We start from the raw sequence: 12,713 nt of genomic DNA, 5'->3' as shown, positions 1-12,713 counted from the left end.
ACTCGGTAACAGGAGATAAATAATATGACAATGACAGCACCGAAAGAAAATCTTATTCGTTTGCCCGAAGTTCAACGCAGAACGGGTTATAGCAAGGCGTGGATTTACAAACTGATTAGTGATGGAGAATTCCCGAAACAGATTAAACTCGGCTCTCGTTCAGTCGCGTTTATTGAATCAGAGATTGATAGCTGGATTGCGCAGCGGATCGCGGAATCACGGGTGGCATAACGCATATAAAAGAACATGACATAAGAAACGTAACATAAAAAAACAACGCCCCAGTGTGCTCGAACACAACTGAGGCGTCTGACCAACAACCGTTATACGAGGTAACGATGATGGCTGATATACAGCATACCCAAACTCACCCTAAATTTACACTTTCAGATAAAACCCGCAGCCAAAAACCGCTTGAACTGATCCAGACCGTGAAAACATCGGCTATGTACCATTGGGAAAGTCTGCTCCCTGCATGTGGTATTGATATTCCGGCAAGGGGTAAACATGGCCCTTGCCCTGTTTGCGGTGGCACTGACCGTTTTCACTTTATTGACGATCACCATCATGGTAACTGGCATTGTCGGCAGTGTGACGAACCAAAGTATGGTGATGGGCTGGATTTAGTGGCAAGAACCCAAGGGATATCGATTACTGAGGCAGCCAAAATCGTTGCAGATACACTGGTATTACCTTTGCCTGACCCCAAGCCAGCCAGAGAAACCACTTACACAACACGGTCGATTGCCGAAAAAGTGGCGGCACTGGTGGCAAAATCCGTTACCGGACATTCGCCATACCTGAGCACAAAGGGGTTGCAATGCCCCAATCAGCGATTGCTTGAAGATGGCTCCTTGTTGTTGCCACTGACAACACTGGACAAGAAAGTCACGGGTGCGCTGCTTATCAGGCCGGATGGAACGCGAAAACACCTGTTTGGCAGCAAAAAGAAAGGTTCGTTTATCGCGCTGTCTGCACTGGAAGAACAACCGGACACGGTCTTGATTACAGAGGGCTACGCCACCGCGCTGACGGTCAGTCAGTTATATAACGGTCTGGTTCTGGCGGCACTGGATGAGGGAAATCTATTTCCTGTCACAAAAGCCGTTCGGGAACGCTGGCCGAACGCAAAAATCATTATTGCCGCAGATAATGACTGGCACGAACCGGGCGAGCTGGATAAAGACGGCAAACCCAAAAAGAATGTTGGCAAGATCTCGGCAGAAAAAACTGCCCATGCAGTGAAGGGCTGGCTTACATTGCCACCGGGTAATATCAAAGCTGACTGGGATGATTATCGCCAACAACACGGCATTGAGGCAGCAAAACAGGCATTCAGTAAGGGGTTGCATCAGGTGGGAGAATATATAAACAATAAAGCAACAGAGAATCGCAGCAATATAGAAAGCATCTACCCAAATCGCAAGACAAAGCTACCGCTTTCAGTCGGTTCTCAAGGCTTTGATGCTCAGTTGGACTACGTCGTTAAAGGCATCATTCCAGCGCATTCCCTGTGCAGCATTTACGGGGCGAGCGGGTCATACAAGAGCTTTCTGGCCGGAGCGTGGGGCTGCCATATTGCCACGGGTAAGGCATGGGCAGGGAAATCAGTCGCTCAGGGTTCAGTGATGTACGTCGTTGGTGAAGGCGGGATTGGTGTGCCACGGCGCATCAGGGCATGGGAAATCGTCAACGGTCAGACCGTTGAAAATATGTATCTGATCAATACCCCCGTATTTCCGGCTTCGCCTGCCGAAGTGCATGAGCTGGTGATTGCAGCCCAACAAGTTGAAGCCGAAACGGGCCAACCGGTACGCCTGATTATTCTGGACACCCTCGCCCGTTGTTTTGGGGGCGCTGATGAGAATGATTCAAAAGATATGGGGGCGTTTGTCCGGGGTTGTGACGAACTGAAAGCCCGGACAGGGGCAAGTATTCTCGTGGTTCACCATTCCGGCAAAGACGAAAGCAAGGGTGCAAGGGGTTCCAGTGCCTTTCGTGCTGCACTGGATGTTGAATATAAGATCAGCCGGGAAGGGAAAAAAGGCGGGGCGCTGGTTATTGCCTGCACCAAGATGAAAGATGCCGAAGAGCCGGAAACCCAAGCCTATGACCTGCGCGTGGTTGAACTCTTTACCGATAAAGACGGTGAAGATATTACGTCATTAGCTCTGATTGACAGGCCGCGCGATCCGGTTGAAGAGGAAGAAATCAGTCTTGTCTCCAATAAGACTGATAACCATACGGCGTTGTGGCAGTGCATACGGTCGCGCACTGTCCTGAAAGAGCCTTGCTCCATTACTCTTGTACGTGATGACTTAAAGGCGATGGGGGTGAATGTGAAGAATTTTAGCCGCTGGTTAACCAAGTTAGAGCATGACGGACTCATCACCCGGAACGGGCAGGAACTCACTATTGTTAACCAGAACAACGGGGATTAAAAAGTGAGTAGAAAAGTGAGGCGTAGTGAGGAGAGGCATTTTACGACTCACCCTATTCCTCACTTTTCTCGCATATATACGGAAAAAGTGAGGAGCAATAAAAGTATTGATTTTTAAGGATAAATAAATCCCAATTCCTCACCTGTTTTTGCAGTGAGGAAAGTAAAAAGTGAGGAGAAAAATGAGGAAGCGTGAGGAGTCAGTCCCTTTTCTGGCGGGTGTTTTTTAGGCTCTCCGTGTTACCGGGGTAATTTATTAGCCCGGTAACACGGAGAAGACAAGCGCAGCGCGTCAGTGATACCCTAAAAATGATGGTCTAACCATCAAGCGAGAAAATCTTTCTGGCTGGCAATCAGTTTTGCACCACAGGCGGTACTCATGCCTTCCAGGGCAATCTGTTTCCCCTTATATTTTAAAGACTCACTCCCTTCTACTATCGGGAATGTATCCTCACATTTCGGGCAAACGACTAAATCACCTTTGCCAGCAACCGGAACGCCCTGATAGACATAACCATCAATAGCGGTGATCACTTTACCACCATGATCGGTTGTATCATTTAACCGGATAACGGCTTTATTTGTCATATTTATTCCTTTCTCAATTGGCTAAAATATTTCTATATTATTGCAGCAATATTTTCAAATAGCCTTTAACTTTTTTTTCCATTTCTATGATTAATGAATCAATATCAGTATAATATTGTTTAAACAATCGTGTATTTAAGTGAGGCAGAAAAATATCCTGATCGAATTCATGCCCTAGTAAAAACATTATCAAGGTTAAAAATGCTGCGTGATTAGCGTCTTCTATACCATACTGACTCGATTTCTCAATACCGAATTGAATAACTTTCTTGATATTATCCTGTTTTATATGTTGATATTTTTGCGGAAATAGAGAATTTAATAGTACGTCTACGTTACTTTTATAAGTATTCCATTGAATATTCAAGTGTTCAATATTGATATTCTGAAATTTTAATATACTGGCTTTCAGGTTTTCGTCTTGTTTACCATGTACTTCATTCAAATATCGAGTGACCTCATGATAAAGTAAGGTTGTTTTTTCTAATTGACCAAGATGGGCGTAATTATCAAGGTTTTCCTTTATCCATGAATGTTGGGGATCAGTCTGAAATTCTTCTCCAAACAAAATAAGCATATCAATATAAAGCTGAACGGCACCACGTTGATCAAAACCGTCATTTTTCGCTTTTTCTACGGCGTCCTCCAATGATTTTATCAATCCTTCTTTACCTAATTTAATTTCAAGATAGGGATAGGATTCATTATAATGCAATACCAATTCATCAATATACGCATCGAATGCATGTTTTTTTAGCTTATTCCATTGGTCTTCATTAAGTTCTATTGTCATATTTATAATATCTCCGAGCATAATAGCTAAAATTATAGTCGCTGGTGAAATGTATTGTTTATGTCATTTTCGATTCAGCGACTATAGTTTCCTATTTGTTATTTATATGAATCAATCTTTCCTGCGAGATAATCTCGGTATGTCATAATATTGTTATTATGTTTATGCCATTCATTTTCTTTGTAAATGAAATCATAATGGTCATAAACATAATCATTTCCAGATAATCTTCTCATCATTAATAATTCATATCTTTTCCCTTTACAAGGAAATTTAATCAAAAAGAAATCCAATACTGGCTTCAATGATTCTTCATCAAATTTCGTGTATATATATTCATAACTCATTTTATCCTTCATTAGATTTAAAAAATTTATAGTTTCCATATTTTTTAATACATTAAGTTCATAAAATTCACTTGAATTGTCAATTTTATCCTGCAATTTAATTGTTATCCCTAAAGTTCCCCATGTATCTAGGTTTTCAATAGGGATATATTTTTTATTAATCAAATAGGTATCATGAACTTTAATATACTGTGGAGAATTCAACCACTCACTGGCGTCAAACCAAACCTTTTTAGATGGGAATTCAGATGAATTTTCATCATATGAAGTTACCCTAATATACATTTGATATTTTTGCATATACATATAATAACCGCCTAAGAAAAATAAAATAAAAGCTATCAGGAGAGAGATTTTAATAATACGATTTTTTTTAAGTAAATTCATGAGATCCATTCTATTGGTTTATAATCTTGCAGACCTTTTTTTAATCCTTTCGGCGTATCGCCTGTACCCGGCAATCTCCAAGAACCATTGGGTGCGATAGGACCACCATCATTGTCTTCGTTATAATCTCTTATCTTTACATCTTCATTACGTTTTTTCATTATGTCATAATCTTTAGGTTTTTCCGGAGGAGTGGAATTTTCATTCCCTTTACTCAACTCATACTTATAAGCCTTGCAATCTGCCTCATATTTCTCAATTATTTTACTATATTCCTTCGCCTCTTTAGCTTCCTTATCCTTTCCATATATCCCTATATAAGAGGAACGCTTTTCAAATGCTTTGACTTCAACGTCCCAAGCATTTGCCATTCGCTGTGCCGGGCTTTTATCTTGTCCTGCATCCGGTATCCCGGTAAAATCTCCAGGATAGCCATTATCAACAGAAATACCTGCCCGGCAGGCATAAGTCGTTATTTTAGTATCGAAATCAAATATTGATTCATACACCTTTTCAATCTCTTCTGGCCCAAACTTCCCACCTTCTACATCCTCTCCTTCATAATGAAAAGTTGCATAATTAATAATGCCATGACAGAAAAACACCATCTCCCTAATAAGCCTTTTCTTTTCTTTTCTCTGATTCAGAAAGTCAATAAGCCCCTGTTTGTTTTTTACATAGACAATACGACCGCCTAATTTTTTAGTATATTGATTAATTCTATTAATATCATTTTGCGTGTATCCCTGCTGAAACACCACCATAATGCGTTGTACAGCATGATCACCCTGACTGGCTTTAGGAAAAAGCTGTAACTGATGTAATCCGCAATTAATAAAACGGTACTGATTTCCTGGGGACTCTCTGAATCCCCTTACAACAGCTTTGAATTTTGGCTCCCAAGGTACCGTTCTCGCACCCACCACAGTAATATAATCATAACCACTGATATACGGCTTCTCAGTGATTGGTTCATCTGTATTCGTGATCAGGCTGATTTTTCTTTCTTCGAGTTCCTTCATTGAACCGAAGTTACCACGCCTTTTTTCGTAACTTTTGGCCAGTTTGCCAACCAATACAGTCACTTCTTCCGGTTGCCGGGTCATAATACGGTCGGTCTCGCCTTCGCTATTCGTCTTGCCAAATCCTCTTGCTGGGATGGAAATAAAAGCATACGGCACGTTACTCACGTTAACCTGATTATCAATCGGCAATAATTTTAGCTGATGACTGAATTTTTGGTTGCATTTAACCCCCGGATCACCGATTTTTCCTGCACAATTGGGAACGCTAACCGGATGAGTGATTTTACTTTTTTCCTTCGTGATATTTTTTGTAATGTCGTTTTTCACATTTGACAGAACCGAAGCGATACTGTTTTTGTCCATAGCAATTATTTTCCTTGATAGCTGGCTGCAACGAGGCAAGCGGTGGTGATGTTAATATTCCGTTCAATGATATTCAGTAAATCAATTAACTTATTCCTCTGCGCCTGACTCCCTGTGATCATGATGCTATTCCTTTCACAACATGGTGATGGTTATCAAGTTGATACCGCCATTCTTCAATATTTTTAGTGAATTGAGTCAACTGTTCCGGCGTAAAGATATGCGGAATTTGATGCAGAACGCGGGGATCGTAAAAACGTAGTAATGCCGTTTTGCCTGTCTTTAACCGGATATTTAAATGAGATTCAAGATGACGGGTCAGTGTGTCCAATGACAGTGTTGAGTACAGCCAGGAAACAGCGGGTGCGGTGCTTTCCAGCCGTAAGAATTTTTCTTCCCACGCCTGAGCCTGACTCATATCAAACAACCACGGTCCGGCAAAGGCAATTTCTGCATCCGGGAATTGCCGGAACAGCGGATTGTTCGTCCCCTCAAGATAAGTCAATGCGTCATCAAAGTGGCGCTCGTATTGTAAACCGTCCACCAACGCATATAATTTCATCTCCGGACAGGTTTCCCGGTATTTTTCCCATTTTTCCTTTAATGTGGCCGTCATCATTCTCCCCTCATGACCATAACAGAACCGGTTGATGCCGCAGCCATCAGGCAGGACAGGCAAATTTTCTCAGGTGGTGCGATGACCGTTTTTTCCGCCTGAGCCACATTAATGGGTGACAGCTTATCCAACATATCCGGCAATTTGCCGCCCCAGCCTGAACCATTGCCCGGCGCACCACTTCCCATATTAACCGCCGCGCTGCTGGTGATCCCGCCGGCATCAATTTTCAGAAAATGCCCCGCCGCCTGAATGGTCAGTTCAGATCCCGCATCAATCACCACTTTGGCACCGGCACTCAGGTGAATTTCATTGCCGCTTTGGGTTAACAGCGCATCGTCGGCCTTGATATGCAGCTTTTGACCTGTCGATAATGAAATATCATTCCCCGCCAAAACACGGTATTCATTATCAATACGCAAATGCGCGTCATTTTTAATATGGTGTGTCCGGTTATGACCCACATTGTGGGTTTCGTCATGGAGAATTTGCGCTTTGATGTCTTTCTGGGCATGAATAAACACTTCTTCACTGCCTTTGGCATCCTCAAAGCGCAGTTCGTTGAAACCTTCGCCCTTGTGGGTTTTAGTCTTAAACGTGGTGCGGGTTTTCTCAGCAGGTAAGTCCAGCGGCGGACGGTTGAGTCCGTTATAGACACAGCCGGTAACAATCGGGCGGTCAATATCGCCATTGAGATAAGAAACAATCACTTCCTGCCCGATGCGCGGGATCGCCATAAAGCCAAAGCCATATCCGTTCCAGCCCTGCGCCACGCGAACCCAGCACGAAGCGCTGTCATCAGGCTTGTCGTAACGGTTCCAGTGGAAGTGCACTTTAATCGCACCGTCTTTATTGACGAAAATTTCTTCACCTTCGGGTCCCACAACTGTGGCGCTTTCGTCACCGTCGGCCAGTGGCTTGTAATGAAACGGTGGACGCCAGTCGGCATAGCCGTCAATAAAACTAAAATCGTTGCTGAGCGTGGTGCCCTCCCCACCATCCCCCAGTGCCTGCGGGCAACGGCCATAATGGCTGATGCCGACAATCTGCCAGCGGGTATTGAGTGGATTATGCGGGTGATTTTCGATTTCGAAGATTTTTCCCGGCCGCAGTTTGATGCAGTTGCTCTGCCCGCTGCCAGTTTGCGTCTGGTTTTTCAGCACTTCGTGGCGGTATTTCACGAACGGCTTGCCTTCGGCTTCCTGCTGGAAACGCCCGTAACTTTCGTAAATGGTATACGGCGTGAGTGAACCCAATGCCTGATATTCCGGGCTGCTCTCCAGTTGATACACTTGGGAAAGCGGCCGGTCCGGGTTGTAATCCCGGTGGATACTGCGCTTGGGTGCCATGCCGACGCCAAGGCGCACCTGATAAATGACATCCTGCCCGTGGGCAGTGTCCGGTTGGGGCTGGTACTGCAACGGCAGGTTAGCCGTCATCCCCAGATGGCTGTCGCTGAAAAACAACGTCTCATCCTCAAACCAGAAACTGATCCCTTCTTCGGCAGCCAGCCGGCAGAAGAAAGCGTAATCCGACTCCCGCTTCTGGGTGGTGTATTCCCGGTTCTGATGGGGATCTTCCAGTTGTGAATCCGCCCGGACATGGTGCTTTTTCAGCAAGAGCGTCATGATATCCGGCACCGTCTGACGATGGTAAATATGGCTGTCCTGATTGAGTGTCAGCCGCCAGAGGAACGGGCGCACGGTGAACGTGTAGCGTGTTTGATTACCATCGGTGCCGCACCAGTCGGCGTGGGAAATAATCCCGGTGATTTTGCGTTGCTCCTGTTCCCCGTAAAAAATTTGCAGCACCGCTTCCTGCATCAGCAGTGCGGTTAAATCAATTTCCGGTTTGGGTTTAAAGGGGTTGGCGGGCAAAGACTGAACCAGTGTCAGGTTCAAAGTAAAGAGGTCAGAAAGCCCTTCGTGCAGGGTAAAATCTGCCACGGCAAACGTCTCTTCGGGTAGATCGCTTATCCGGCAAAGAAACCGTAATCCACTTTTTAGCATTATCCTCTCCTGATTTTTATTAATATATCAAGGTATTACATTTCGCTACGCAGTCCGGTACGCTGCCGGAATGTCCATAACACCTGTTGCTCATCCTGCCGATAAATGTTTAACAGAATGAAATTATTCCGCACGACAAAGCACGCCAGCAGTTCGTCGATAACCCGGCAGAACTGATACATGATGCCGTCATTGTCATAACACGCTGGATCAAGGTAGAGATGCAGATAGTGGCCATTAATGGAACACCCCTGCCCCTGTTTTGTATTGTCAAGACGCGCACCTGACCGGGCGTCAACCCGCACAATGCCGTTGATATGCTGCTGTATCCGGCGGCTCAGGACGCGATCATGCTCAGCATAGCAATCATACAGGCGCAGAAAACCTTTCAGTGATGCAGCATCGAACAGTAAAAAAGGCGGGCAGTTTAAGAGGTTTATCAGCGACCAGTCTGATTTGCCCATCACCATCGGGGGAAAATCGGGCGACACCACCGTGATATTGCGGGCGTGTAAATGGGCGGGCACCGACGCCGGGGTGTGCGTAATTTCACCGATGCCCAACTGCATGGACTGAATATGGAAGCTGGTGACATGGGCGCATACTGTCTGCGGTGACAGGTTGTTCGCGGCTTTCCCGTCCATGCCGATAAAGTGTACCTGATTGTGAAGCCGCCCCAGTAAATCGTCGGTCACCTGCGACTGAAAATAGACGTTATCCGGATCACCGGCATCAAGCAACCAGTCGCTTTTGGGCTGGAACTGGTCAACCGGCAGGAAACAGCAGGGCTTGCCACGGGGTGCGCTTCCCTGAACCGCTTTTTCGCCGGGCTGCTTCGCCGTCTGGATGCTGTCTATGCGGAAAAGCCGCGCTGTGTCTGCCAGTGCCAGTGGATAACACGCCTTATCCGGTTCCAGAGAAATGGACGAGCTGACCATCGGTTCCAGATGGATCGCCGGTACACAGCCAAGCTGAAAGGCATCACCCAACTCATCTATCGGTAGCTCCCCTTGCAGGCGGAAAATCAGCTCACAGGTATTATCCGGGTTTAACTGCAAATCGCGTTGTTCATTGATATCTAAGGTGATGAAATTAAACACATGGGGCAGGCAGTAATACTCGGTCATTTGTTGCAGGCGGGCAAAAGGCAGCTTTTCGGTGGGCAATAAGGTGTGCTGGAAATTCGCCCCCCAGCCGGAAGAATAACTGTTTCTGAGCCGGGTTTCTCTCTCCGCCGTGCGCAGGTAAAAGTCATCGATGTGCATATCCAGCCACAAACTTAACTGGGCTGCCCGGTTTTTATCGGTGCCCAAAAAGAAATGCAGTTTTCCGCCTGACCAGCCCGGCGACACATTGCCCGTCCGGTGCAGCGTCAGCACAATATCACTGTATTCGCGGGTTTTTTGGATCTGTTTATTCAGCATAACAAACGGTTCGACAGGCAAGTCGCGGCAGGTGTGAAACGGTAAATTTTGCTCCCCCTCAGCGGCCGTCACCGGGGTGCTTTTCGGGATATTGACCGCCCCCTGATGTACGCCCTGATGGGGCGTGAATTGAATGATGGTTGTCGGGGGCACGGGGCGTAAGGTATGAGGCCAGATGCGTGCAAGCGTTTCATGGGACACTTCGGGGTAAGTATCCCCGATTTTACTGCGCAGGTTGGAAGACAGGAGGGCGAAACCTTCCAGCAGACGCAGGATATCCGGGTCATTGGGGTGCGCCAGAAACTCGGCCAGATGGGGATTTTCGGCTGCCGCCAGCTTCATCTTTTCCCGCAGATAGGCCAGTTCTTGCAGGTACAGCGATTCCTTGCGGTTTTTCATTTTTTTTCTTTCCTTACACTGGCATTCAAATCAATGAGTTATCGGCATTTAATTCAAAATCTTTATGAATCACAAAAGAAACAGGGTTAACCCTGCTATCATACGGAATTATCCGTTAATTTAATTAATAAATTGTGATTTTTGTGTCATCCAAGAAAAAATTTAAAAACAGGCGTTTTCTCCCGTTGACCCCACCCGGCTCAACCGCTAATATTTTTCCTGTAACCTCAATGATCTTATCGCCTGCAAAGATCGCCTTCGGGTGGCGAGCAAAAACTCCCGTAGCCTGAAAGAGAGAGCACGATTGCGGTACATCTGCGCACTTTTGGAAGCAGATATCACCGGACACATAACCCACCGTCCGGCGATGAAAGTTTACCGGTCTTATGCACCGGCTTATCACCCACTCCCCGCAGAATGGTATCTGCCACGTTCTGACCGATACTGTTTTAATCGGTACAACATTCACCGACATGCTTATCCACGAATAACAAACGTCCCGAAAGCTGCGCGGCGTCACTTGGTAATCGCTACGCTGTTACGCAAGTGACGCCGCCGGGCGGCAAACGTCCAGAGCGCAACCGGACTGGCTTTACGGCCGATTTGAACTACGAATTACTCAGTGCAACCTCTCGAAACAGGCCATTGACTGACATTTCGTTTGATTTATGAACGAATTTCAAGTCTGGTTTTCAACCCACTGCCTTAAAACAGGCTGATGCAGTAAAAAAGGAGAAATTACACCACGTCACGATTAATGAGGCGTTCATCCTGACTGAGATCAGGCACTGAACGGGGAGTACACCGATCGCCGTGCTTGGCATGCACGTAGCGAACTCCTGCAATAACTCAACACAATGCTCTCTCTGCTACACATTATCTGACGCACCGAGGAACGGTGAACCTAACCGACACGCAGAGAATGTTTCGAAATGAATAAAGTTTGCCTGAAAATCACAGGAGAAATGCGGATAGCGAAGCGATCACGAACGAGAACAAACAACAAAGATTGATTTAGCCGTCCGTATTCTCCTCTGAGTTTGTGCGCTCTTGAGAGGAGCTATAACCGTTAAACTTAGTAATTCGGTTATTGAGTCAGATAAAACAATCAGTTAAAGTAACCTCGCCATTGGCAAAATCCAATGGTCAAGGTTTAGCAGCCTTGAGCTAAGAACACTGGTAGGATGTTTCTACCAGTGCGCCTGCGTTCACCCTTTCAATGGTGGTTCAGGCGGGGGAGGCTTCGGCCTCGCCGGTATCTTAGCCCGGTCTGCTAACCCTGCTTGAATCACCACCATCAATGATTAATTAATGGAAGGGGTAGCAGGAATGAATAACGTTAGAAATGACTGGCACCAAGCCGATATTATTGCTGCATTACGTAAACGTGGTACAACCTTAGCGGCTGTCTCTCGTGAAGCGGGACTCAGTTCATCGACATTAGCAAACGCATTAAGCCGCCCGTGGCCTAAAGGGGAGTGGATTATTGCGAACTACCTCGGTATACATCCTTCGGAAATCTGGCCGAGTCGCTATTTTGGTGTGAGTGGTCAACCGATTGAACGCAAGGTTCGCGATAAACCACAAGAATAACCTGCCTCAATTTGTGATCGACTTCGTAAAAATGATAAATTTTAATATGAAGCCCTGAGTGTGAAATGGCAGCCAAATTTGACCATTTTTAAACCTCAAGGCTTTTTTGCTTTGTAGAGCAGAAGCGAGGTTGCGGCAGAACACTCACTGGTGAAAGTGGTTAGCTGCTGACCTTGTTTTGATTATGATTGAGCCGGATCACAAATTAAAAATATAACAACAGAAAAATGAGATTTGTGAGACTTCTTAGCACAAAGTAAGTTGTATAGAAATTTGTATATAATCAAAAATAGAAAAAATATTTTTGTTTTATATCAGTATGTTGAATAAGTTGTTCTAAGCCCTTCACTCCAATCAAACATCTCCTGAAGTCTAGTTAAGCCAATTGACATCAATAAAATCAATAAGTTCATGGCCTTTTTACTCTCCCTAAGTCTAGTGTCGTCTTCCTAAATCTATACAACATCGGTGAGTTATGAAGCTGACAGACTTAATGATTAAGCGAGCCAAACCGAAGGCACGATAACTATGGTGAGTGGATAAAAAAGCTGATGCAGCGTCGTCCGGTTAATATTGTGGCTATCGCGCTGGCCAATAAGATCGCCAGAATATCGTGGGTGATATTAACGGGTGAAGAAAAGTTCAGGGTGACGTCGTAATTACAGAGTAACGGAGTCATTTTTAGTTTTATTGATCTTGCTAATTACGTGGGAAAAGTGAGATGGGAGA

General features: G+C 45.4%; 11 protein-coding genes. 4 read left to right on the top strand and 7 right to left on the bottom strand.

Going from position 1 to position 12,713, the window contains the following annotated elements; translation table 11 throughout:
• Positions 1–24: 24 nt before the first annotated feature.
• Together FE394_RS18605 and FE394_RS18600 are read left to right on the top strand one after the other, a co-directional pair.
• On the top strand, positions 25–231 hold the full coding sequence (locus tag FE394_RS18605) for a helix-turn-helix transcriptional regulator (protein WP_319927818.1): 207 nt from the start codon (positions 25–27) through the stop codon (positions 229–231).
• Between the two features lie 215 nt (positions 232–446).
• Positions 447–2,441 (top strand): AAA family ATPase, encoded by a 1,995-nt coding sequence (locus FE394_RS18600; RefSeq protein ID WP_419836365.1) that lies wholly within the window; start codon positions 447–449, stop codon positions 2,439–2,441.
• A gap of 323 nt (positions 2,442–2,764) precedes the next feature.
• Here the strand turns inward: FE394_RS18600 and FE394_RS18595 are convergent, their stop codons facing one another.
• The 7 genes from FE394_RS18595 to FE394_RS18565 all read right to left on the bottom strand — a co-directional run bounded on the left by FE394_RS18595 (position 2,765) and on the right by FE394_RS18565 (position 10,334).
• Positions 2,765–3,028, bottom strand: a complete 264-nt coding sequence (locus FE394_RS18595) for a PAAR domain-containing protein (protein ID WP_319927817.1) — start codon at positions 3,026–3,028, stop codon at positions 2,765–2,767.
• Between the two features lie 37 nt (positions 3,029–3,065).
• Positions 3,066–3,821, bottom strand: a complete 756-nt coding sequence (locus tag FE394_RS18590) for a hypothetical protein (protein ID WP_319927816.1) — start codon at positions 3,819–3,821, stop codon at positions 3,066–3,068.
• Between the two features lie 98 nt (positions 3,822–3,919).
• Complete coding sequence (locus tag FE394_RS18585) at positions 3,920–4,555, bottom strand: hypothetical protein (protein ID WP_319927815.1); 636 nt, start codon at positions 4,553–4,555, stop codon at positions 3,920–3,922.
• Positions 4,552–5,943 (bottom strand): hypothetical protein, encoded by a 1,392-nt coding sequence (locus tag FE394_RS18580; protein ID WP_319927814.1) that lies wholly within the window; start codon positions 5,941–5,943, stop codon positions 4,552–4,554. Before FE394_RS18580 ends, FE394_RS18585 begins: the two co-directional genes overlap by 4 nt.
• Positions 5,944–6,061: 118 nt before the next feature.
• Positions 6,062–6,562 (bottom strand): DUF4123 domain-containing protein, encoded by a 501-nt coding sequence (locus FE394_RS18575; RefSeq protein WP_319927813.1) that lies wholly within the window; start codon positions 6,560–6,562, stop codon positions 6,062–6,064.
• Positions 6,559–8,568, bottom strand: a complete 2,010-nt coding sequence (locus FE394_RS18570) for a type VI secretion system Vgr family protein (RefSeq protein WP_319927812.1) — start codon at positions 8,566–8,568, stop codon at positions 6,559–6,561. The genes FE394_RS18575 and FE394_RS18570 overlap by 4 nt, the downstream gene beginning before the upstream one ends.
• Before the next feature lie 35 nt (positions 8,569–8,603).
• Complete coding sequence (locus FE394_RS18565) at positions 8,604–10,334, bottom strand: type VI secretion system baseplate subunit TssF (protein ID WP_319927819.1); 1,731 nt, start codon at positions 10,332–10,334, stop codon at positions 8,604–8,606.
• Positions 10,335–10,653: 319 nt separating this feature from the next.
• Here FE394_RS18565 and FE394_RS18560 point away from each other — a divergent pair, with 319 nt between their 5' ends.
• Together FE394_RS18560 and FE394_RS18555 are read left to right on the top strand one after the other, a co-directional pair.
• Positions 10,654–10,941, top strand: a complete 288-nt coding sequence (locus FE394_RS18560) for a hypothetical protein (protein WP_319927811.1) — start codon at positions 10,654–10,656, stop codon at positions 10,939–10,941.
• A 779-nt stretch (positions 10,942–11,720) separates the two neighbouring features.
• Positions 11,721–11,984: a helix-turn-helix domain-containing protein gene (locus tag FE394_RS18555; protein ID WP_319927810.1), complete on the top strand. Its 264-nt coding sequence runs from the start codon at positions 11,721–11,723 to the stop codon at positions 11,982–11,984.
• Positions 11,985–12,713 lie beyond the last annotated feature (729 nt).

The sequence above is a fragment of the Xenorhabdus littoralis genome (assembly GCF_033949345.1).
Lineage (GTDB): Bacteria > Pseudomonadota > Gammaproteobacteria > Enterobacterales > Enterobacteriaceae > Xenorhabdus > Xenorhabdus littoralis.
This window is presented reverse-complemented; position numbering and strand designations above follow the sequence as displayed.